19 protein-coding genes are annotated in these 22,108 nt (G+C 72.2%); 7 read left to right on the top strand and 12 right to left on the bottom strand.

Annotation, left to right across the window (positions count from 1 at the left end):
* Window positions 1–201: 201 nt before the first annotated feature.
* Window positions 202–1,404 carry an amino acid deaminase/aldolase gene (locus ACIRPX_RS29950; RefSeq protein ID WP_404201022.1) on the top strand — a complete coding sequence of 401 codons (1,203 nt, stop codon included), beginning with the start codon at window positions 202–204 and terminating at the stop codon, window positions 1,402–1,404.
* A 22-nt stretch (window positions 1,405–1,426) separates the two neighbouring features.
* On the opposite strand, the gene ACIRPX_RS29945 is transcribed toward ACIRPX_RS29950, so the two are convergent.
* The 4 genes from ACIRPX_RS29945 to ACIRPX_RS29930 all read right to left on the bottom strand — a co-directional run bounded on the left by ACIRPX_RS29945 (window position 1,427) and on the right by ACIRPX_RS29930 (window position 5,953).
* The gene (locus ACIRPX_RS29945) at window positions 1,427–2,332 is read right to left on the bottom strand and encodes a DUF2510 domain-containing protein (protein ID WP_404201210.1); all 906 of its coding nucleotides are present in this window, start codon (window positions 2,330–2,332) and stop codon (window positions 1,427–1,429) included.
* An 80-nt stretch (window positions 2,333–2,412) separates the two neighbouring features.
* The gene (locus ACIRPX_RS29940) at window positions 2,413–3,195 is read right to left on the bottom strand and encodes a 3-oxoacyl-ACP reductase (protein ID WP_404201020.1); all 783 of its coding nucleotides are present in this window, start codon (window positions 3,193–3,195) and stop codon (window positions 2,413–2,415) included.
* Window positions 3,192–4,577 carry an aldehyde dehydrogenase family protein gene (locus ACIRPX_RS29935; protein WP_404201018.1) on the bottom strand — a complete coding sequence of 462 codons (1,386 nt, stop codon included), beginning with the start codon at window positions 4,575–4,577 and terminating at the stop codon, window positions 3,192–3,194. Before ACIRPX_RS29935 ends, ACIRPX_RS29940 begins: the two co-directional genes overlap by 4 nt.
* A gap of 11 nt (window positions 4,578–4,588) precedes the next feature.
* A complete protein-coding gene (locus ACIRPX_RS29930) occupies window positions 4,589–5,953 on the bottom strand; it encodes a glutamine synthetase family protein (protein WP_404201016.1) in 1,365 nt (454 codons plus the stop codon).
* Between the two features lie 93 nt (window positions 5,954–6,046).
* Here ACIRPX_RS29930 and ACIRPX_RS29925 point away from each other — a divergent pair, with 93 nt between their 5' ends.
* Both ACIRPX_RS29925 and ACIRPX_RS29920 read left to right on the top strand, forming a co-directional pair.
* Window positions 6,047–6,781 carry a FadR/GntR family transcriptional regulator gene (locus tag ACIRPX_RS29925; protein WP_404201014.1) on the top strand — a complete coding sequence of 245 codons (735 nt, stop codon included), beginning with the start codon at window positions 6,047–6,049 and terminating at the stop codon, window positions 6,779–6,781.
* Window positions 6,782–6,838: 57 nt separating this feature from the next.
* Window positions 6,839–7,570 (top strand): gamma-glutamyl-gamma-aminobutyrate hydrolase family protein, encoded by a 732-nt coding sequence (locus ACIRPX_RS29920; RefSeq protein ID WP_404201012.1) that lies wholly within the window; start codon window positions 6,839–6,841, stop codon window positions 7,568–7,570.
* Window positions 7,571–7,687: 117 nt separating this feature from the next.
* Here the strand turns inward: ACIRPX_RS29920 and ACIRPX_RS29915 are convergent, their stop codons facing one another.
* Window positions 7,688–8,599, bottom strand: coding sequence for a LysR family transcriptional regulator (locus ACIRPX_RS29915; RefSeq protein WP_404201010.1), 912 nt, complete (start codon window positions 8,597–8,599; stop codon window positions 7,688–7,690).
* A gap of 70 nt (window positions 8,600–8,669) precedes the next feature.
* Here ACIRPX_RS29915 and ACIRPX_RS29910 point away from each other — a divergent pair, with 70 nt between their 5' ends.
* Window positions 8,670–9,836, top strand: coding sequence for a TDT family transporter (locus ACIRPX_RS29910; RefSeq protein ID WP_404201008.1), 1,167 nt, complete (start codon window positions 8,670–8,672; stop codon window positions 9,834–9,836).
* Here ACIRPX_RS29910 and ACIRPX_RS29905 read toward each other — a convergent pair.
* The 4 genes from ACIRPX_RS29905 to ACIRPX_RS29890 form a co-directional block, all read right to left on the bottom strand.
* Window positions 9,763–10,482, bottom strand: a complete 720-nt coding sequence (locus tag ACIRPX_RS29905; RefSeq protein WP_404201006.1) for a helical backbone metal receptor — start codon at window positions 10,480–10,482, stop codon at window positions 9,763–9,765. The two genes, ACIRPX_RS29910 and ACIRPX_RS29905, sit on opposite strands and share 74 nt — an antisense overlap.
* Before the next feature lie 5 nt (window positions 10,483–10,487).
* Entirely contained in the window at window positions 10,488–11,054 is a 567-nt protein-coding gene (locus ACIRPX_RS29900) for a helix-turn-helix domain-containing protein (RefSeq protein ID WP_404201004.1), read from the bottom strand.
* 699 nt (window positions 11,055–11,753) lie between these two features.
* The gene (locus tag ACIRPX_RS29895; protein WP_404201002.1) at window positions 11,754–14,366 is read right to left on the bottom strand and encodes an ABC transporter permease/substrate binding protein; all 2,613 of its coding nucleotides are present in this window, start codon (window positions 14,364–14,366) and stop codon (window positions 11,754–11,756) included.
* A complete protein-coding gene (locus ACIRPX_RS29890; protein ID WP_404201000.1) occupies window positions 14,359–15,414 on the bottom strand; it encodes a glycine betaine/L-proline ABC transporter ATP-binding protein in 1,056 nt (351 codons plus the stop codon). The genes ACIRPX_RS29895 and ACIRPX_RS29890 overlap by 8 nt, the downstream gene beginning before the upstream one ends.
* A gap of 192 nt (window positions 15,415–15,606) precedes the next feature.
* Between ACIRPX_RS29890 and ACIRPX_RS29885 the strand changes: the two genes are divergently transcribed.
* Both ACIRPX_RS29885 and ACIRPX_RS29880 read left to right on the top strand, forming a co-directional pair.
* Entirely contained in the window at window positions 15,607–16,536 is a 930-nt protein-coding gene (locus ACIRPX_RS29885) for a 5'-3' exonuclease H3TH domain-containing protein (protein ID WP_404201208.1), read from the top strand.
* A 101-nt stretch (window positions 16,537–16,637) separates the two neighbouring features.
* A complete protein-coding gene (locus ACIRPX_RS29880; RefSeq protein ID WP_404200998.1) occupies window positions 16,638–17,486 on the top strand; it encodes a siderophore-interacting protein in 849 nt (282 codons plus the stop codon).
* A gap of 108 nt (window positions 17,487–17,594) precedes the next feature.
* Here ACIRPX_RS29880 and ACIRPX_RS29875 read toward each other — a convergent pair whose 3' ends face one another.
* From ACIRPX_RS29875 to ACIRPX_RS29865, 3 genes are all read right to left on the bottom strand, one after another.
* Window positions 17,595–18,371: an ABC transporter permease gene (locus tag ACIRPX_RS29875; protein WP_404200996.1), complete on the bottom strand. Its 777-nt coding sequence runs from the start codon at window positions 18,369–18,371 to the stop codon at window positions 17,595–17,597.
* Window positions 18,368–19,384, bottom strand: a complete 1,017-nt coding sequence (locus ACIRPX_RS29870; RefSeq protein ID WP_404200994.1) for an ATP-binding cassette domain-containing protein — start codon at window positions 19,382–19,384, stop codon at window positions 18,368–18,370. Before ACIRPX_RS29870 ends, ACIRPX_RS29875 begins: the two co-directional genes overlap by 4 nt.
* A 171-nt stretch (window positions 19,385–19,555) precedes the next feature.
* The gene (locus ACIRPX_RS29865; protein WP_404200992.1) at window positions 19,556–20,176 is read right to left on the bottom strand and encodes a PadR family transcriptional regulator; all 621 of its coding nucleotides are present in this window, start codon (window positions 20,174–20,176) and stop codon (window positions 19,556–19,558) included.
* Between the two features lie 246 nt (window positions 20,177–20,422).
* On the opposite strand from ACIRPX_RS29865, the gene ACIRPX_RS29860 reads away from it, so the two are divergent.
* Complete coding sequence (locus ACIRPX_RS29860; RefSeq protein ID WP_404200990.1) at window positions 20,423–22,027, top strand: amino acid permease; 1,605 nt, start codon at window positions 20,423–20,425, stop codon at window positions 22,025–22,027.
* Window positions 22,028–22,108 lie beyond the last annotated feature (81 nt).

The following is a 22,108-nucleotide window of genomic DNA, read 5'->3' as shown; positions in this document are numbered from 1 at the left end:
TTTCGGTCCGTCCCGGGGCACGCATACCCGTACGAACGCTGTGGCATCCCCGAGCGCGGTGTGCGGCCGACGTCGCCCCGCCGTACGTGCGCGTCACTCTACGGGCTGCCCCTGCCGGAACGGGAACCGGTCCACGAGCCCGGGGCATCTGCCCGGAACGTCCCCCTACCCTGCGGTAATCCTGTCTGGCAGGCTGCGTTCATGACTGCGCGCGCCGCCGACCGGGCCCGTTACGACCGGGCCACCGCCCATCTGGACGCCCCGCTCGCCATCGTGGACCTGGACGCCTTCGACGCCAACGCGGACGATCTCGTCCGCCGCGCCGCCGGCAAGCCGATCCGCGTCGCGAGCAAGTCCGTACGCTGCCGGGCCCTGCTGGAGCGGGTCCTGGACAGGGACGGGTTCGCCGGCGTCATGGCCTTCACCCTCGCCGAGTCCCTGTGGCTGGCGCGCAGCGGGTTCGACGACATCCTGCTCGCCTACCCCTCCGCGGACCGCGCCTCCTACGCGGAGCTCGCCGCCGACCCCAAGCTCGCCGCCGCCGTGACCGTGATGGTCGACGACCCCGAGCAGCTGCGCCTCATCGACGAGGCACGCGACGGCGGCCGTGAGGTCATCCGCGTCTGCCTGGAGCTGGACACCTCGCTCAGGCTGTTCGGGGGCCGCGTGCGCGTCGGCGCGCGCCGTTCCCCGCTGCACTCCCCCGCCCAGGTCGCCGACATGGCCCGCGCCGTGGCCCGGCGCCCCGGCTTCAAGGTCGTGGGGATCATGGCCTACGAGGGCCATGTCGCGGGCGTCGGCGACTCCGTCGCCGGGCAGCCGCTGCGCTCGCGCGCCGTCCGGCTGATGCAGGCCACCGCCCGCCGGGAGCTGGCCGAGCGGCGCGGCGCGGTGGTGCGCGCGGTGCGGGCCGTCGTGCCCGACCTGGAGTTCGTCAACGGCGGCGGCACCGGCAGCGTGCAGCACACCGCCGCGGAGGACGCGGTCACCGAGATCGGCGCCGGCTCCGGGCTGTACGTGCCGCGGCTGTTCGACAACTACACCTCCTTCACCGGGCGTCCGGCCGCCCTGTTCGCCCTGCCCGTCGTGCGCCGGCCGGGCGTCGGCGTGGTGACGGTGCTGGGCGGCGGCTATCCCGCCTCCGGTGCGGCCGGACCCGACCGTCTGCCGGTCCCGCACCTGCCCGAGGGGCTGCGCTACGACCCCCAGGAGGGGCCCGGCGAGGTGCAGACGCCGCTGCTCGGCTCCCCCGCGGACGACCTGCTGATCGGTGACAAGGTGTGGTTCCGGCACGCCAAGGCCGGCGAGCTGTGCGAACGGTTCGACGTGCTGCATCTCGTCGCGGGCGAGACCGTGACGGCGACCGTCCCGACGTATCGCGGCGAGGGTCACACCTTCCTGTGAGGGTGCGGCGCGGCCCGGCCGGTCACGTCGTCGGGCCGATGCTGCTGCCTACCCCGCCGCCGGTCGCCGCGTCACCGATCGGGCGGATGCCCCTGGCGATCCGGTCCATGTCGGCGACCGGCGGACCGGCCTCGCCCGCGTCGAAGACGAACCGCACGATCACCGGCGCCTCGGTGCCGACGGTGGAGGGGAAGGCGAGGGACTCGACGAAGCCGCCGGGCCCCTTGGCCGTCGTGACGCGCCAGCGCACGAAGTATCCGGCCCGGCCCGCCACCGCGATCTGGCCGGACTTGACCTGGCGGTGGGACTCGATGCCGCCGAAGGGCCGGCGGCCGACCAGGTCGCGGTCGTAGGCGGCGTCGGCGGCGTCCGCGATGTCCTGCCGGGCGAGCGCCCGCGGGGAGGTCTGGTCGCTCTGGCTCACCGTGCGCGAGATGACGAGGCCGTGCCGGCACACGCCGGAGTCGCCGGGGCAGTCGTAGGTCCCGTCGGTGGTCATGACGACGTCGTCCTCGGCGACGTATCGCGGCCTGACCCACCCGTCGAGCAGTGGCAGGGTGATGCCGTTGAGCTGGTCGGTGACGACGGACGGGTCGTCGGCGGAGGGCCCGGAGGCGGACGGCGACGGTGAGGCGCCGCCGCGGGTCGGCCCGGCGCCGGAGCCGACGGGGTTCGGCGCGGTCCGCACGTCCGGGCCGTCCCCGTCCCCGCTCCCGCCGAGGAAGACCGCGCCCGTGACGATCGCCGCGACGAGCACGGCGCCGGCCGCGACCAGTGCCACGGCCTTCGCCCGGCCGGAACCGCCCGGGGCAGGCTGCCGCACGGGCACGGTGTCCGGGCTGCGGTGCTCGGTCCAGGCGGTGCCGTCCCACCAGCGCTGCTGGTGGGGGGCCGACGGGTCGGGGTACCAGCCGGGCGGGGGCGACATGCTCATCCCGGCACTCTAGGACGCGGCCTGACGCTCCGTACACGGCGCCCGTCCGGGGCGGTGCGCCCCGGCGGCAGCTTCTACAGCGGTGTGACGTAGGCGCCCGAGATGCCGCCGTCCACCAGGAAGTCGGTGGCGTTCACGAAGGACGAGTCGTCGCTGGCCAGGAAGGCGACCGCCGCGGCGATCTCCGTGGCCTCCGCGAACCGGCCGACCGGGATGTGCACCAGGCGGCGGGCGGCCCGCTCCGGGTCCTTGGCGAACAGCTCCTGCAGCAGGGGGGTGTTGACCGGTCCCGGGCAGAGCGCGTTCACCCGGATGCCCTCGCGGGCGAACTGCACGCCCAGTTCGCGGGACATGGCGAGGACGCCGCCCTTGGACGCGGTGTACGAGATCTGGGACGTGGCCGCCCCCATCCTCGCCACGAAGGACGCCGTGTTGATGATGGAACCCCTGCCCTGCCGGCGCATGTAGGGGATGGCGGCCTTGCAGCACAGGTAGACGGAGGTGAGGTTGACCTCCTGGACCCGCTTCCAGGCCTCCAGGCCGGTCTCCAGGATGGAGTCGTCGTCGGGCGGCGAGATGCCCGCGTTGTTGAAGGCGACGTCGACGCTGCCGTACGTGTCGAAGGCGGTCCGGAACAGGGCCTCGACCTGGTCGGCGTCGGTGACGTCGACCTTCACGAAGATCCCGCCCACCTCCTCGGCCGCCGCCTTGCCGCGGACCTCGTCGACGTCGCCGCAGACGACGTGGGCGCCCTCGGAGGCGAGCCGGCGGGCGGTGGCGAGCCCGATGCCGCTGCCGGCTCCGGTGATGACGGCGGTACGGCCGACCAGGCGTCGGCAGACAGGGGTGTCGGTCACTGTGCGGGGCCTTCCGTGCTGATGAAGACGTTCTTGGTCTCGGTGAAGGCGGTCAGCGCGTCCGGGCCGAGCTCGCGCCCGAGGCCGGACTGCTTGAGGCCGCCGAAGGGGGTCCAGTAGCGGACGCTGGAGTGGGAGTTGACGGAGAGGTTGCCGGCCCGGACCGCATGGGAGACGCGCAGCGCACGGCCCAGGTCGCGGGTCCACAGCGAGCCGGCCAGGCCGTAGGGGGTGTCGTTGGCGAGCCGGATCGCGTCGGCCTCGTCGGTGAAGGGGAGGAGGACGGCGACCGGGCCGAAGATCTCCTCGCGGGCCGCGCCGGAGTCGGGCCGCTCGCCGGTGAGGACGGTCGGCGGGAACCAGAAGCCGGGCCCGTCGGGGGCGCCGCCGCGCAGGGCCGGGGCGCCGTCCGGCACGAACGACCGTACGCGGTCCAGCTGCTGACGGCTGATCAGCGGCCCCATCTGCGTCTTCTCCTCGGCGGGGTCGCCCACCACGATGCCGGCCAGCGCGTCGGCGAGCAGCTCGCGGACCTCGTCGTACACGGACTCCTGCACCAGGATCCGGGTGCGTGCGCAGCAGTCCTGGCCGGAGTTGTCCAGGAAGGAGAAGGGGTCGACGGCCGGGCCGAGGTCGGCGTCGGCGAAGACGATGTTGGGGCTCTTGCCGCCGAGTTCGAGGGTGACCGGCTTGACCAGGCGGGCGCACCGCTCCATGACCTCGCGGCCGGTGCGGGTGGAGCCGGTGAACACGATCTTCGCCACGTCGGGGTGGTCGACGAGAGCGCGTCCGGCGACGCCGCCGTGGCCGGGCAGCACCTGGAACAGATGCTCCGGCAGGCCCGCCTCCAGGGCGAGTTCGGCCAGGCGCAGGGCGGTCAGCGGGGTGGTCTCGGCGGGTTTGAGGACGACCGCGTTGCCCGCGGCGAGGGCAGGGAAGGAGCCCCAGGCGGCGATGGGCATCGGGAAGTTCCAGGGGGCGATGACGCCGACCACGCCGAGCGGTTCCTGGAAGGTGACGTTCCAGCCGCCGGGCGCGGGGATCTGCCGGCCGAGGAGGCGTTCGGCGCCGCCCGCGGAGTACAGCAGCAGGTCGCGGGCGTTGCCGGCCTCCCAGCGTGCGTTGCCGAGGAGGTGGCCCGCCTCGCGGACCTCCAGCCGCGCGAGGTCCTCCACCTGGGCGTCGACGACGTCGGCGAAGCGGCGCAGCAGGCGCGCCCGGTCGGCGGGCGGCAGGGCGGCCCACCGCCGCTGTGCGCGGCCGGCGCGGACGACGGCCGTGTCCACGTCGGCCGGGGTGGCGGCGGGGACGGTGGCGACGACCTCCTCGGTGGCGGGGTTGAGGACGCGGAGCTCGTGTTCGCGCTCGTGCTCGTGGGACAACGGGGAACCTCTCACATGCGTTCGAAGGAGCGGCGCAGCTCCCAGTCGGTCACGGCGGCGTCGTAGGCCTCGAGCTCGACCCGCGCCATGTTGCGGTAGTGCGCGACGACCTCGTCGCCGAAGGCGGCCCGGGCGATCGGGCTGTTCTCCCAGAGGTCCGCGGCCTCCCGCAGGGTGGTCGGGACGTGCTCGTACTCGGCGGTGTACGCGTTGCCCGGGCAGGCCTCGGGCAGCCGCAGCTTCTGCTCGATGCCGTGCAGCCCGGCCGCGACCAGCCCGGCGACGGCCAGGTGCGGGTTGACGTCGCCGCCCGGCAGCCGGTTCTCGAAGCGCAGGGACCGGCCGTGGCCGACGACGCGGAGGGCGCAGGTGCGGTTGTCGTGGCCCCAGGCGACGGCGGTCGGGGCGAAGGAGCCCGGCTGGAACCGCTTGTAGGAGTTGATGTTGGGGGCGTAGAGCAGGGAGAAGTCCCGCAGGGCGGCGAGCTGTCCGGCGAGGAAGTGCCGCATGACGTCCGACATGCCGTCCTCCCCCTCACCGGGCATGACGTTGTTGCCGGCCGCGTCCGCGAGCGAGAGGTGGATGTGGCAGGAGTTGCCCTCGCGCTCGTTGTACTTGGCCATGAAGGTGATCGACACGCCCTCCTGGGCGGCGATCTCCTTGGCGCCGGTCTTGTAGATCGCGTGCTGGTCGCAGGTGCGCAGGGCTTCGTCGTAGCGGAAGGCGATCTCGTGCTGGCCGGGGTTGCACTCGCCCTTGGCGGACTCGACGGTGAGGCCGGCGCCCGCCATCTCGTTCCGGATGCGGCGCAGCAGGGGCTCGATCCGGCCGGTGCCGAGGACCGAGTAGTCGATGTTGTACTGGTTGGCCGGCGTCAGCCCTCGGTAGCCCGCCTCCCAGGCCTGTTCGTAGGTGTCCTTGAAGACGATGAACTCCAGCTCGGTGCCGACCTGGGCGGTGAGGCCGTGTTCGGCGAGGCGGTCGAGCTGGCGGCGCAGGATCTGGCGCGGGGCGGCGACGACGGGCGAGCCGTCGTTCCAGGCGAGGTCGGCGATCAGCATGGCCGTGCCGGCGTTCCAGGGCACGCGCCGCAGGGTGCTGAGGTCCGGATGCATGGCGAAGTCGCCGTAGCCGCGGTCCCAGGAGGACATGGCGTAGCCGTCGACGGTGTTCATCTCGGTGTCGACGGCGAGGAGGTAGTTGCAGCCCTCGGTGCCGTGGTGCAGGACCTCGTCGAGGAAGAAGCGGGCGGCGAACCGCTTGCCCTGGAGGCGCCCTTGCATGTCGGGGAAGGCCAGGACGACAGTGTCGATCTCTCCGCCGGCGACGAGGGCGTGCAACTCCTCGACGCCGAGCGGAGGTGTGCGGTCTGCCACGGGAGATCTCCTTCGGCTGCTGCCCTTTTTCCACCGGGCCGGAAGCCATAAGGTATGCCGGAGAACCATTGCTTGGGAAGGGGGTGCGGCGGGATGTCGGCGGATCCGGACGGGGACCCGGAGGACCGGTTGACGCCGGTGCTGCGGCCGGTGCGGGCGGGCAACGGCTTCGAGGAGGCGCTGGAGCAGATCCTCCAGGTCGTACGGCTGGGCCTGGTGCCGGGGGGCGAGCGGCTGCCGGCCGAGCGGGAGCTCGCGGAGCGGCTCGGCATCAGCCGCGTCACGCTGCGCGAGGTGCTCAGGGTGCTGCAGGACCAGGGTCTGGTGGAGGCGCGGCGCGGGCGCTACGGCGGAACGTTCGTGCTCCCGCGCCCGGACGCGGGCGGCGAGGACGAGCTGCGGCGCCGGGTCGCCGAGGTCGACATCGAGGACGTGCTGCGCTTCCGGGAGGTCCTGGAGGTCGGCGCGGCGGGGCTGTGCGCGACGCACGGCCTGGGCAAGGAGCAGGCGGACCGCCTGCGGGAGGCACTGGACCGCACCGGCGACGCGCCGCTCGCCGACTACCGCAGGCTGGACACCCTGCTCCACCTCACCCTCGCGGAGCTGTGCGGGTCGCCGACGCTGACCGCGCAGTACGCGGCCGTGCGGGCCACGGTGAACGACCTGCTCGACTGCATCCCGCTCCTCGTCCGCAACCTGGAGCACTCGCAGCGCCAGCACGTCGCGCTGGTGGAGGCGGTGCTGGACCGGGACGCGGAGGGGGCGCGGGAGATCATGCGGGAGCACTGCGCGGGGACGGCGGCCCTGCTCAGGGGTTTCCTGGCCTGAGCCACGGCCGCGCGATCAAAGGTATGGATCGGATCCATTGCTGCGGCGGGAGGACGTATGGCAGGCGGGCCGCTGATCGGCATCAGCACGTATCTGGAGGCCGGGGTGCGCTGGGGCGTGTGGGAGCTGGAGGCCGCGCTGCTGCCGGCCGGCTACCCGCGGCTCGTGCAACGGGCGGGCGGGGTGGCGGTGATGCTGCCGCCGGACGAGGGCGCGCGGGCCGCGGACGTGGTGGGCCGGCTGGACGGTCTGGTGATCGCGGGCGGGCCGGACGTCGAGCCGGCCCGCTACGGCGCCGGGCGCGACCCCCGCACCGGGCCGCCGGCCCGTGCCCGGGACGCCTGGGAACTGGCGCTGATCGATGCCGCGCTGGCCGCACGCGTGCCGCTGCTGGGCATCTGCCGGGGCATGCAGCTGCTGAACGTGGCCCTCGGCGGCACCCTCGTGCAGCACCTCGACGGTCACGCGGAGGTCGTGGGCGTCTTCGGCCATCACCCGGTCAAGCCGGTGCCGGGCACGCGCTACGCCGCCGCCGTGCCGGAGGAGACGTCCGTCCCGACCTACCACCATCAGGCGGTCGACCGCCTCGGCACCGGGCTCGTGCCGTCGGCCCACGCGGCGGACGGCACGGTGGAGGCGGTCGAGCTGCCGGCGGCCGACGGCTGGGTGCTGGGGGTCCAGTGGCATCCCGAGATGGGCGAGGACCTGCGGGTCGTGCGCGGGTTGGTGGAGGCGGCGCGGACCACACGCCAGGCACCGGTCACGCGGCCCTTCGGCGACAGGGGCTAGGTGTGTCGACCCGCAGGGTTGTTCACGCGGCTGACGGGTGGCCGGCCACAGCGCTGGGGCGGGTTGCGAAAGTCCCGCCTGCCCGGCGGGCGGACGACGCTGCTTTCGAAACACGCCCTAGCCGCGCGTCAGGGAGAGCAGGTCCCTCGCCGGGCCCGCCGGCCGGTGCCCCGTGGGCCACACCGCCCGCAGGTCGCGGGCGAGCGCGATGCCCTCCACCGGCACCGGCACCAGCCGCCGCATCGCCAGCTCCTCCCGTACGGCCAGTTCGCTCAGCACCGCGGGGCCCGCCCCGCTCACGGCGGCCGCCTTCACCGCGGTCGTCGAGGAGAGCTCGATCAGGGGGCGCGCCAGTCCGCCCAGGGCCGCGTCCAGGACCTGCCGGGTCCCGGAGCCCTTCTCCCGGAGGATCAGCGGGGTCGCGGCCAGTTCGGCGGCGGCCAGCGGCTTTCGCCGCCGGGCCCACGCATGGGCGGGCCCCGTCACCACGATGAGGCGGTCGCGGGCGATGACCGCGGAGTCGAGGCCGTGCGGCACGTCGACGCCCTCCACGAAGCCGAGATCCGCCTCGCCCGACAGCAACTGCTCGGCGACCGCGGCCGAGTTGCCGGCGAGCAGGGAGACCGCCGTGTCGGGGCGCTGGGCGCGCAGCGCCAGCAGCCAGCCGGGCAGCAGATACTCGGCGATCGTCATGCTCGCCGCCACCCGCAGCCGCGAGTCGCGCCGGTCCCGCAGCGCCTGCGCCCCCGCGTCGAACGCCTCCGCCGCCTCCACGATCCGCCGCGCCCAGTCCGTGACCAGCGCGCCGGCGCCGGTGAGCCGGGAGCCCCGCGGCGACCGGTCGACGAGGGCCACGCCGAGCTGCCGCTCCATCGACCGGATCCGGCTGCTGGCCGCGGGCTGCGTGATGCCCAGCTCGCGCGCCGCCCCGCCGAGGCTGCCGACCCGCGCCACCGCCAGCAGCAGCTCCAGCGCGCCCAGGTCCGGCACCCGGTGCGCCAGCGAGCCCCGCGTCTCCCCTTCGCTCATAAACCCAGCTTATGCCCTGATAGAACAGCACTCCCTGGTCGGCCGTCCCGGACGACGGGACCGTGGAGTCATGGTCACCGCAGCCCAGCACCTTCCGCACGCCACCCCCCGTGCCCCTCGTGTCCCCCGCGCCACGGCCGTCCGCCATCTCGGACCCAACTGGTACGCCGCCGTCATGGGCACCGCCATCGTCGGCACCGCGGGAGCGGCCCTCCCCCTGCACGTCCCCGGCCTGCGCACCGCCTGCGCCGCCATGTGGGCGCTCTCGCTCGCACTTCTGCTCACCGTGCTCGCCGCCCGCGCGCTGCACTGGAGGTACCACCGCGACCAGGCCCGCGCCCATCTCCTCGACCCGGCGGCGGCGCCGTTCTACGGCTGCCTGTCCATGGGGCTGCTGGCCGTCGGCGCCGGCGCCATGGTCGTCGGCCGGGACTGGATCGGCCTGCGGGGCGCCGTCGCCCTCGACGGCGTGCTGTTCACCGCCGGGACGGTGATCGGGCTGGCGGCCGCCGTCGCGGTGCCGTACCTGATGGCCGTACGGCACCGGATCGAGCCCGGGCAGGCGTCTCCGGTGTGGCTGCTGCCGGTGGTCGCACCCATGGTGTCCGCCGCGGTCGGGCCGCTGCTCGTGCCGCATCTGCCGCCGGGGCAGCCCCGGGCGACGCTGCTCCTCGCCTGCTTCGCGATGTTCGGGCTGAGTCTGCTCGCGACCCTGGTGATGCTGCCGGTGATCTTCGCCCGGCTGATCACCGGCGGTCCGCTGCCGCTCGCGCTGACCCCGGCCCTGTTCCTGGTGCTGGGCCCGCTCGGCCAGTCCACGACCGCGGTGGGCAAGTTCGCGGACGCCGCCCCCGGTGCCGTGCCGGCGCCCTACCGCGAAGGATTCGGCGTCCTCGCCGTCCTCTACGGCGTGCCCGTCATGGGCTTCGCGCTGCTGTGGCTCGCGTTCGCCGCCGCGTACGTGGTGCGGGCGCGCCGCCACGGCATGGGCTTCTCGATGACGTGGTGGGCGTTCACCTTCCCCGTGGGGACGTGCGTCACCGGCGCCGAGTCCCTCGCCGGCCGCACCGGCCTCCTCGGCTACGACTGGCTCGCGGTCGGGCTGTACGTGCTGCTCGTCGCCGCGTGGGGCACCGCCGCCCTGTACACGGCCCGCGGCCTGGTCAGCGGCGAGCTGCTCGCAGCGCCTGGCCGAGCACCCGTGGAGCCTCGGCCAACGACGGCCCGTACCACGTGAGATGACGTCCGCTGACCAGGGCGCACCGCAGCCCCGGGAACGCCTCCGGGCCGTCCCCGGCGGTGAAGCGGTAGGGCTCGTCCGGCAGTACGACGACGTCCGGCGCCGCCGCCCGCAACTCCTCGGCGGGGACGCGGGGATAGCGGTCGGGGTGGCGGGCGTGGAGGTGGTCGACGCCGAGGCGGGAGAGGACGTCGCCGGCGAACGTGTCCCGGCCCAGCACCATCCAGGGGCGGCGCCAGATCGGCACCACGGCCGTCGTACGCCGCCGCGGGCGGGGCAGTTCGGACCAGGCGCTCTCCGCCTCGTCCAGCCAGCGCGGCCGGGAGGCCGCCCCGCACGCCCGCAGCACCCGCTCCAGCTCCGCGAACGCCTGCGGTACGGCGCGCACCTCGGTCACCAGCACCTCGGTGCCCGCCGCGCGCAGGGCCGCCAGGTCGGGCTCGCGGTTCTCCTCCTCGTTCGCGACCACCAGGTCGGGGGCGAGGGCGAGGACGCGGTCGAGCTTCGGGTTCTTGGTGCCGCCGACGCGTGCCACGTCGAGGTCCACGGGGTGGGTGCACCAGTCCGTCGCGCCGACGAGGGCGCCGGGCACCGAGACCGCCACCGCCTCCGTCAGCGAGGGGACGAGGGAGACGACACGCACCGGCACTACCGCGACCGGTTCTGGACCGCCTCGACGTGCTCGGCCACCGCGACGACGATCACGCGGGTGTCCGACACCGTCGCCCGCCACCGGTGGCGCACGCCGCCCGTCAGATAGAGCGTGTCGCCGCGGCCGAGCCGGTAGGCACGCCCCTCCGCCTCGATCTCCACGGCGCCGTCGGCGACGTACAGCAACTGGTCGTTGCGGTACTGAAATTCGCGGCCCGCGTCATGGTCGCCGGTGAACTCCGAGGCGTGCATCTGGTGATGACCCCGCACCAGGGAGCGCTGCCGCGGCTCCGCGGCCGGCTCGCACGCCTCGCCGCGCACCACGTCGACGCTGCACGCCGGGTCGGCGGCGGCCAGGAGTTCGACGGCGGTGGTGCGCAGGGCGTCGGCGACCTTCTCCAGGGAGGCTCTGCTGGGGCGGGCGCGGTCGTTCTCGACCTGGCTCAGGAACGGGATCGACAGGCCGCTGCGCTCGGCCACGACGGCGAGAGTGAGCTGCAGCGCCCGGCGCCGTCGCCGTACGGCCGCGCCCACGCGCAAGGGCTGTTCTTTGTGGTCGCCCATCGCTCCGGCTCCCTCCTTCGCTCGTCGGTCCCTGCGCCTCTGCTGGGTTCTCTGCACCTTACGCAGGTTCGGCAAACCGTTTCACGTGCCCGTCACATACTCGTAAACACAGCATGCGGTCAATTCGCCAATTGCCGAAGGCCGATGAGCACTCCCGACCGGCCCCGCGCGGATTCCTCCTTCGGGACGACGCCGCTGTTCAGGAGGGCCGACCCGCCGTTTCGGACGTCGGCCGAGGCGGTGGCGGCACACCCGCGGTCCGGACACCGGATCCGCGGCCGGCCGATCCGCCGCACGATGAAATCGAGGGGCGCGCGGCGACCTCCTCCGCGACTCCCCCCGGCTCCGCCGAACGGCGCCGGGCGGAAATTCCCTTTTCCGTTTCAATGCGCCGGGGCTCGTATGTGTTCCCGGCGACCGTCCCGTCTCGCGGGCCCGCGATCAGGCCCGTGATCAGGGATTTGCGCGGAACAGGGTGAAGTCCCGCGCCGCGGAGGGAAGTTGGCGCCGGCCCGCACGGCCGGCCGGTCGGCGGCCGTCCGGTTGGACGGCGCGGGCGGGCGGCGGGAACGCGTCCGGGGCGCCTTCGGCACCGCGCCGCGAGGGCGCGGAGCCGTCGGCGCCCCGGACAGGTGGGCGGTGAGGCTCGGGTGAAGAGGTGGCGCTATGTGGTTGGCCGGATCCTTTTCGTACCCGGGGTCACTGCGCTGTCATCCGGCCGACCACCTCGGGGTGCTTGTCGGCCCACGCGGCCACCGCCTGCTCCTCGTGGCCCTGACCCTGCTGGTTGATCGCGCTCTCCAGACTGCCGAGCTCGTCCTCGCTCATATGGAAGCCCTTGATCCACTTGGTGAGCTGCGGGTACTGCTCGGTGAACTTCTTGTTGGTGATGGTGCGGATCGTGTTGCCCTCGCCGAAGAGCTTCTTGTCGTCCTTCAGCTTGGTGAGGTCGTAGCGGCTGTAGGCCCAGTGCGGGGACCACAGCACGACGGCCACGGGCTTCTTCCGCGCGTAGTCGCGCTTGAGCTCGGCCAGCATCGCCGGCGTGGAGCCGTCGACGACCTTGTACTCCTTGTCGAGGCCGTAGCCGGGCAGGACCTTCGTCTTCAGGATGTTCATCTCGCCGGTGCCCGGCTCGATACCGATGATCTTCCCGCCGAAGGTGCTCGCCTTGCCCTTGAGGTCCTCGTAGGACTTCACGCCCTTGACGTAGGAGGGCACGGCGACTTCCAGCGAGGTCGGCTGATACCAGGTACCCAGGTCCTTGAGACTGTCCTTGGTCTTGTCCCAGTAGTTCTTCTGGGCATACGGCAGCCAGGCGTCGAAGTTGACGTCCAGGTCCCCGGAGGCGAGGCCGGTGTAGACCGGGCCGACGTCCATCTGCTTGAGGTTCAGCTTGTAGCCGCGCCGCTCCAGGACGTTCTTCCAGAGGTAGGTGACGGCGATGTCCTCGTCCCAGGCGAACCAGGCCACGTTCAGCGGGCGCTTGGCCTCGGCGGGCGACTCGGCGGTCTTCTGCACGGGTGCGAGCTTGTCGACCACGCCGGGGTTCTTCTTCAGCCAGGCGCGGACCGCGTCCTGCTGCTTGCCCTTGCCCGCCTTGTTGATCTCGGCCTCGAGCCCGGTGAGCTCCTTCTCGCTCATCTTGAAGTTCTTCAGCCACTTGCCGACGACGGGGTCGTCGTCCGCGAAGCCCTTGCGCGCGACCGTGTGCACGCCGTCGCCCTGGCCCCAGGCGCCCTTGGGGTCCTTCAGCTTCTTCAGGTCGTAGTCGCTGTACGCCCAGTGCGGCGACCAGAGCGTGACGACGATCGGTTCCTTCTTGCTGTAGGCGCGCTTGAGCTCGGCCAGCATCGCCGGCGTGGAGCTGTCGACGACCTTGTACTCCTTGTCGAGGCCGTAGTCCTTGAGCACCTTGCTCTTGAGCAGGGACATCATTCCGGCGCTGGGCTCGATGCCGGTGATCTTCCCGCCGAACTCGGCGGCCTTGCCCTTCAGGTCCGCCAGCGAGTCGACGTCCTTCATGTACGACGGGACGGTCAGCTCCAGCGAGGTCTGGCCGTACCAGGCCCCGAGGTCGTCGAGGTCCTTGCCGTACTTCTTCCAGTACTGCTCGTGCGTCGTCGGGAGCCAGGCGTCGGTCTGGAAGTCGACGGTGCCCTGGGCGACGGCGGTGTAGAGCGGTCCGGCCTCGAACTGCTTGGCGTCCACCTGGTAGCCCCGCTCCTCGAGGATCTCCTTCCAGAGGAAGGTGGAGGCGACGCCCTCGTCCCAGGGGATGTAGCCGATGCTGATCTTCTTGCCCTGGCCCACGTTCCCGCCGTCGGCCACGGCACTGCCGTTGCCGTTGCCGCCGAAGACGCCCATGCCGCCCGCGACGAGCGCGAGGACGACGACGCCGACCACGGCGATCTGCGGGCTCGGCCGGTACGACCACAGCCGCAGGCCGTGCGCGGCGCGCGCCTTGGCGGCGGCGCGGCGGCCCAGCGGGGAGACATGGGTGCCGAGGGCGCCGGTCATGCGGTCGAGGTAGATGGCGAGGATCACGATGGCGACACCGGCCTCGGAGCCGAGGCCGACGTCGAGCTGGCCGATGGCCGCGTTGACGTCGCCACCGAGACCGCCGGTGCCGACCATGCCGGCGATCGCGGCCATGGACAGGCCGAGCATGATCACCTGGTTGACGCCGGCCATGACGGTGGGCAGCGCGAGCGGCAGCTGGACGCGCAGCAGCGTGTCGCGGGGCGAGGTGCCGAACGCCTCGGCGGCCTCGACCAGTTCCCCGTCGACCTGGCGGATGCCCAGCTCCGTCATGCGCACGCCGGGAGCGAGCGCGAAGATCAGGGTGGCCACGATGCCCGCGGGGGCGCCGGTGCCGAAGAACAGGATCGCCGGGATGAGGTAGATCATCGCGGGCATCGTCTGCATGAAGTCGAGGACCGGCCGGACCACACCGCTGACCCGGTCGGAGCGCGCGGCCCAGATGCCCACGGGCACCGAGATCACCAGCGCGATGACGGTGGCGACGAGCACCAGCGACAGGGTCATCATCGCGTGCTCCCACAGTTCGAGGGAGTCGATGAAGGCGAATCCCGCGAAGGTGAGGACACCGGCGAGCGTGCCGCGCAGCCAGAAGGCGACCACGGCGAAGATGCCCGCGAGCAGCAGTGGCTCGGGGGCCTGGAGGACGGAGTTGATGCCGTCGTAGAAGCCGGTGAAGACGGTCTTGAGGAAGTCGAAGAGCCACGACATGTGGCCGAGCAGCCAGTCGACCGTGTCGTTGACCCAGCTGCCGAGCGGGATCCTAGGCATGGGTCACCTCCGCGTCGCCGATGAAGCCGACCAGGCGCTGCTGTGGGACCACTCCGAGGAGCTTCCGCTTCTCGTCCACGACGGCCACCGGGTGCGTCAGCCGGGCGCTGATCGCGCAGAGCTCGGTGAACGGCGTGTCCGGGCTCACGGTCCGGCAGCCGCTGCCGCTCTCGCAGCCGCAGTCGGCCTCGTCGCCGCGCACCTCGGTGTCCATCACCGCGGAGGCGGTCAGCACACGGGAGCGGTCGACGTCCTTGGTGAAGGAGGCCACGTAGTCGTCGGCGGGCCGGATGAGGATGTCCTCGGCCGAGCCGATCTGGACGATCTCGCCGTCGCGCATGACGGCGATGCGGTCGCCCAGGCGCATGGCCTCGTTGAGGTCGTGGGTGATGAAGACGATCGTCTTCTTCAGGCTCTGCTGGAGCTGGAGCAGCTGGTCCTGCATGTCGCGCCGGATCAGCGGGTCGAGCGCGCTGAACGACTCGTCCATCAGCAGCAGGTCGGCGTCCGTGGCGAGGGCCCGGGCGAGACCGACACGCTGCTGCATTCCGCCGGAGAGCTCGTCGGGCCAGGACTTCTCCCAGCCGGCCAGACCGCACAGGGCCAGCGCCTCGCCGGCGCGCTTCTCGCGCTCGGCGCGGGGCACGCCCTGCACGGCAAGGCCGTACGCCGCGTTCTCGAGCACGCTGCGGTGCGGGAACAGCGCGAAGTGCTGGAAGACCATGCTGATCTTGTGCGCACGCACCTCGCGCAGCTCGCGGTCGCCGAGCGCGGTCAGGTCCTGGCCGTCGAAGCGGACGCGTCCGTCGGTCGGTTCCAGCAGGCCGTTGAGCATGCGCAGCAGCGTGGACTTGCCGGACCCGGACAGGCCCATGACCACGAATATCTGGCCCGGTTCCACCGTGAAGGAGGCGTCGATCACGGCGGCAGTCGTGCCGTCGGCACGCAATTCCTCGCGGTCGGCACCCTGCCGGAGCCGCTCGACCGCCTTGACTGGTTGTCTGCCGAACACCTTGTAGAGATGTTCGGCCTCAAGCCTGGATGACACGCGTACCTCTTGACTCGACGACGGGAACAGGGGAGACGACACGGCGAACCGGTTGAAGGCGCAACCGCCATCACTCCGGGGCGGCGCCTGCCCAGAGTGGTCCAGCCCAAACCGGCAGTGGCCCGCTTCACAGGGAGTGCGCGGGCGTCGTGCGGCCTCGGCGGCGGGCCGCTGTCGGTGCCGTACGGCATGATGCGAGACGTGACCGGACGACTGATGCTCCTCGACACCGCCTCGCTGTACTTCCGCGCCTACTTCGGCGTCCCGGAGTCCGTGAAGGCCCCGGACGGCACACCGGTGAACGCGGTGCGCGGGCTGCTGGAATTCATCGACCGCCTGGTCAAGGACCACCGGCCCGACCACCTCGTGGCCTGCATGGACGCCGACTGGCGCCCCCAGTGGCGGGTCGACCTGATCCCCTCGTACAAGGCGCACCGCGTCGCCGAGGAGCGCGCGGCGGGACCGGACGAGGAGGAGGTGCCCGACACGCTCTCCCCGCAGGTCCCCGTCATCGAGGACGTCCTGGACGCGCTCGGCATCGCGCGCGTGGGCGTGGAGCCGTACGAGGCGGACGACGTGATCGGCACGTTCACCGCGCGGGCGAAGGGCCCGGTCGACATCGTCACCGGCGACCGCGATCTGTACCAGCTGGTGGACGACGCGCGCGGGGTGCGCGTGCTCTATCCGCTCAAGGGCGTCGGCACGCTCCAGCTCACCGACGAGGCGTGGCTGCGCGAGAAGTACGGGGTCGACGGCAGGGGGTACGCGGATCTGGCGCTGCTGCGCGGCGATCCGAGCGACGGGCTGCCGGGCGTGCCCGGCATCGGCGAGAAGACGGCGGCGAAGCTGCTCGCCGAGTTCGGGGACCTGGCCGGGATCATGGCCGCGGTCGAGGACCCGAAGTCGAAGCTCACACCGTCGCAGCGCAAGCGGCTCGACGCGTCGCGGCCCTACGTCGCGGTCGCGCCGAAGGTCGTCGAGGTCGCCGGCGACGTCCCGCTGCCGGACGTCGACACGGCACTGCCGCACGTCCCGCGCGACCGGGCGGCACTGGACGCGCTGGCCGCGCGGTGGGGGCTCGGCGGGTCGCTGCAGCGCCTGCTGACCACGCTCGGCGCGTGAACGATGTCCCTGTTCCCCGAATGGTCGGGACGCATGACGTGCCGACGGCGGGAGAGATGCTAGCTTAGGTAAGCCTAAGCATGGGAATGTGGGAGGTCGCCATGGCAGAACGTCCGGCTCGAGCGCCACGGAGGGCGCAGTATGCGCAGGTCGTCCGCACCGAGCGGCTGACCCCGCACATGCAGCGCGTGGTCCTCGGCGGCGAGGGGCTGGCCGGTTTCACGGCCGACACCTGCACCGACCACTACGTGAAGCTGCTGTTCCCGCCGGCCGCGGGGGTGACCTACCCGGAGCCCTTCGACCTGGAGCGCATCCGTGCGGACCTGCCGCGCGAGCAGTGGCCGGTGACACGGACGTACACCGTGCGCGCCTGGGACCCGGAGTCCCGCGAGCTGACGCTGGACTTCGTCATCCACGGCGACGAGGGCCTGGCCGGCCCCTGGGCGGCGCGGGTCCGGCCCGGCGAGACCGTGCACTTCATGGGCCCCGGCGGCGCCTACGCCCCGGACCTGAGCGCGGACTGGCATCTGCTGGCCGGTGACGAGAGCGCGCTGCCCGCCATCGCCCGCTCCCTGGAGTCGCTGCCCGACGGCGTGACGGTCCACGCCTTCGTGGAGGTCTCCGGCCCCGAGGAGGAGCAGAAGATCGACTCCGGCGTGGAGGTCGTCTGGCTGCACCGCGGCGAGCGTCCGGTGGGCGAGCTGCTCAGTGAGACGGTACGGGCGCTGGAGTTCCCCGAGGGCCGCATGCACGCGTTCGTGCACGGTGAGGCGCACTTCGTGAAGGAGCTGCGCCGGCTGCTGCGCCTCGAACTGCAGATCCCGCGCGAGGACCTGTCGATCTCCGGCTACTGGCGCCTCGGCCACAACGAGGACGGCTGGCAGGCCTCCAAGCGGGAGTGGAACGCGCGTATCGAGCGGGAGCAGGAGACCTCCGCACCGGCCGCGTGATCCCGCGCCGGCCGTACGAGCCGGTCGCCCGCCGCCCCGGGCGGTCGCCCGCCGTGCGAGACGTCCCGAAGGGGCGGCACCCGTGGAGGTGCCGCCCCTTCGCCGTGCTCACACCTTCCGCTGGTACGACCGGAACGTACGGATCGACAGCCACACCGCGGCCACCGCGAGCGCCAGCAGCGCCCCGCCCCGGCTGCACACGTCGCCCCAGTCCGGGTCCTCCGACAGCGCCGAACGGCCCGCCACCATCGCCCAGTTGAGCGGGTTGAAGTCGGCGATGTGCCGCATCCAGCCCGGCATCTGGGACGGCGCCATGAAGGCACTCGACAGGAACGTCAGCGGCAGCAGCAGGAAGGTGTTGATGCCGATGATCGACTCCCGCTCCTGCACCAGCATGCCGAGCGCGTTGGACAGCGCCCCGAAGATCGTGCCGAGCAGCACGGAGGCGACGACCAGCACCGCGACCCCGGCGGCGCCGCCCGGGTAGTCCGCGCCGCCCGCCAGGGCGAGCAGCACGATGACGACCGACTGGAAGGCGGTGATCAGGCCGTTGTTGACGACGTTGCCGTTCATCAGCGCGGCCCGGCTGACCGGCGTGGTCAGGAAGCGGTTGAGCGTGCCGCGCTGGATCTCCTCCAACGTGCCCATGCCGGCCCACATGTTGGAGCTGAGCGCGCTCATCACGACCACGCCCGGGACCAGGTAGTCGAGATACGTGGTGGTCCCGAAGCCGCCCAGCTCGACCACCTTCTTGAAGAGGTTGCCGAACAGGAACAGCCAGATCACCGGCTGGATCAGGGTGATGATCGCGTACGCCGGCTGCCGGGTGAACACCATGAGCTGACGCTGGGTCATGTACCAGGTCTGGGAGACGGCCGCGCTCACTGCGCACCTCCGGCGAGGACGAGGTGGCCGGTGGCCTCGGCATCCGCCTCGGAGTAGCGGCGGCCGGCGTAGCGGAGGTAGACGTCGTCCAGGGAGGGCCGGGCGACGGTCGCGGCGGCGACCCCGACACCGGCCCGCTCCAGGGCGCCGAGCAGCGCGGGCACGGCCGCCGCCCCGTCGTCGGCGCGGACGCTCACCCGGCGCCCGTCGACCAGCACCTCGTGCAGGCCGGACAGCCGGCCGATGGCGCCCTTGAGGAGCGTGCGGCCGGCCTCGCCGACCACTTCCCGCAGCTCCAGATGGACGGCGTCGCCCCGCAGTTCGCCCTTCAGGGCGTCCGGCGTGCCCTCGACGACGACGCGCCCGCGGTCGACGATGGCGATGCGTTCGGCGAGCCGGTCGGCTTCGTCGAGATAGTGCGTGGTGAGCAGGATGGTCAGTCCCTCCTCGCCCGCCAGCCGGTCGATCTCGTCCCACATCGCGGTACGGGCCTCGGGGTCCAGACCGGTGGTGGGCTCGTCGAGGAAGAGCACCTCGGGCCGGTGCACCAGGCCCAGGGCGACGTCCAGGCGGCGTCGCATGCCGCCGGAGTAGCCCTTGACCGGACGCTTCGCGGCGTCGGCGAGGCCGAAGCGGTCGAGCAGCTCGGCCACCCGCCCGCTCAGCGCCGCGCCCTTCAATCCGTAGAGCCTGCCCTGGAGTTGGAGGTTCTCGCGGCCCGTGGCGACCGGGTCGGCGCCGGAGCTCTGGGCGACCACGCCGATCGCGCGGCGCACCCGGTCGGGGTGGCGCAGCACATCGTGCCCCGCAACGGTCGCGGTGCCCGAGTCGGGCTCGGCGAGCGTGGTGAGGATCTTGACGGTGGTCGACTTGCCGGCGCCGTTAGGCCCGAGGAGCCCGAAGACGGTGCCCGGTTCGACGGTGACGTCCATGCCGCGCAGGGCGGTGACGTCACCGGCGTAGGTCTTGATCAGCTGGCGCGCCTCCACAGCGGGCGCACGGGTGGTACTCATGACGACAGCTCTCCTGATGAGCGGATGGCAGCTGATCCGTCCGCGCCGGGAGCGCCGGGCTATCCTGGGTGTGCCGCACCTCGGTCGCCCGGAGCCGCCGCACGGCGGATCCAGCTCGGGGTTCGCGACCCCGGCCATGCTGCTGCAACAGCCCGGCCGGGGTCCTTCTCGTTATCTGAACTCCGGTGGCAGCTCCCCCGTTTCATGGAAGTGGCGCCACCCGTCGACGCCGGGCAGGGTGCCCTTCTCGATCTCCTCGAGGAAACCGCGGACCCACCGCGCCTGCGCCTCGACCATGTGCAACTGGTACTCGACCTCCACGAGGAAGAGCCGCGGCAGCGTCTCGCACAGCTTCTCCAGCGCCGCGCGACCGCTCGCCACCTCCACCTCCAGATTCTGCAGGCGCTCCTCCAGCAGCCGCACCACCTCGTCGGGAGGCAGGGCGCCGACCAGGGACAGCGCGGTCTCGAAGATCGGGAACTCCTTGGCGGGGACGGCCAGCAGATCGGACAGCCAGTCGGCCATCTCCTCCCGCCCCTCCTCGGTGAGTCCGTAGACCGTGCGCTCGGGGCGGTTGCCCTGCCGCTCGACGTCGGCGACCTCGACGAAGCCGTGCTTCTGGAGGTTCTGCACGACCGTGTAGAGCGAGCCGTAGTTGATCTTCGTGCTGACGTCCTTGCCCTGGCGGCGCAGCGTCTGCGCGATCTCGTACGGATGCATCGGCTTCTGCCAGAGCGTGACCATCACGGCCAGCGCCAGCGGATTGCTGAGCTTGCGGCGCTTCATCGCCATGACCATCACCCCATCCCGAATATCCGTGGCCGAACATATCGCGACCCGGAACGGCTCGTCAATACACACGATGTATCGCGTTTTCGAGTGCAGAGCAAGCGCGTGAGGACTTGGGCCCGCCGCGGACATGGCGGCGTGACGCACAGGAAACAGCGCGTCCCTAATTTCTGTCGCCCGACAGGAATTCCGTGCCCACGGGACCTCCTGCCGTGCCCACTGGAATCCGCGCCGAAGGCAGGTGCCGCCGTGACGACAACCGCTCCCTCCGACCTACGCCCCGATCCGGCCCGGCCGCCGGGCGACGGCTCACTCGCCGAGTTCGGCTACCGCCAGGAACTGCATCGCAGCCTGGGCCGCTACGCCTCCTTCGCGGCCGGGTTCTCCTTCATCTCCGTGCTGACCACGGTCTTCCAGTTCTTCGCCTTCGGGTACGCCTTCGGCGGCCCCGTCTTCTTCTGGACCTGGCCGGTGGTGCTGGTCGGGCAGCTGGCGGTGGCGGCCTGCTTCGCGGAGCTGGCCGCCCGCTATCCGCTCTCGGGCGCCATCTACCAGTGGTCCTCGCGCCTCGCGGGCCTCACCTTCGGCTGGTTCGCGGGCTGGATCATGGTGATCGGGCAGATCGTGGTGGTCGCGGCGGCGGCGCTGGCGCTGCAGACCGTGCTGCCGGCGATCTGGCCGGGTTTCCAGCTGGTCGGCGGCGACCCGGCTCCCACCTCGCCCGACGGCGCGGCGAACGCGGCGGTGCTGGGCGTGATCCTGCTGGTGCTGACCACCTTGGTGAACATGCTGGACAACCGGGTGATGTCCGTGGTCAACCGCGTCGGTGTCACCGCCGAGATCATCGGCGCGATCCTGATCGTCGTCCTGCTGCTGACCCACTCACGGCGCTCCCCCGGCATCACCTTCCACACCCAGGGCGCCGCGGGTCCGGGCCTGCTGGGGGCGCTGCTGGTGGGGTCGTTCACGGCGGCGTACGTGATGATCGGCTTCGACAGCGCGGGCGAGATGAGCGAGGAGACGCACCATCCGCGCCGCACCGCGCCCCGCACGATCCTCACCGCGCTGGGTGCGGCGGGCCTGCTCGGCGGCCTGGTCGTCCTCGGCGGTCTGCTCGCCGCGCCCAGCCTGACCGACGGGCACCTGGGCGTCGACGGCCTCAGCTACGTGCTGACCAGCAGCCTCGGCGACGGCGTCGGCAAGCTCCTGCTCGCGGACGTGGTGGTGGCGATCGCGGTGGCGACGCTGGCGATCCAGACGGCGGCCTGCCGGATGCTGTTCTCCATGGCCCGCGACGGCCAACTGCCCTTCTCCGCACGGCTCGCGCACGTCAACCCGCGCACCGGGATGCCTGCCGCACCGGCCCTGGTCGTCGGCGTCCTCGCGGCGGCCCTGCTGCTGCTCGACTTCGCCTCCCCGGACGCCTTCCTGGCCATCGGCACCACCTGCATCGTGCTGCTGTACCTGGCGTACGCGATGGTCACCGGCCCGCTCCTGATCCGGCGGCTGCGCGGCACGCTCGCGGTCGAGGGCACCGACGAGAGGGGCGGCACACTCTTCTCCCTCGGCCGCTGGGGCGTCCCGGTCAACGCCTTCGCCCTCCTCTACGGCCTCCTCATGGCCCTTGACCTGGCCTGGCCCCGGGCACAGGTGTACGACCCGGCGGGCGGGCACTGGTACTTCCAGTGGTTCACCGTGCTGTTCCTCGCGGCGACCCTCACGATCGGCGCCGGATACCGGACCGTACGGAAGCACAGGACGCCCCGAGGCGCCGTACCGGAAGAGGCGGTTCAGGAGTCCGGGGTGCGGGTCGGCCGGGGGGTGGGGCGCGGTACTAGGTCCAACGCCGTGTAGTTAGCGCTGGGTGTCCGGTGTCAAGTTGTGCGGGTGGTCTGGATGTCGATGCTGATGGTGGCTTTGTAGCTGGTTCTGTCG

The sequence above is a fragment of the Streptomyces sp. NPDC101225 genome, from assembly GCF_044767585.1.
Lineage (GTDB): Bacteria > Actinomycetota > Actinomycetes > Streptomycetales > Streptomycetaceae > Streptomyces.
This window is presented reverse-complemented; position numbering and strand designations above follow the sequence as displayed.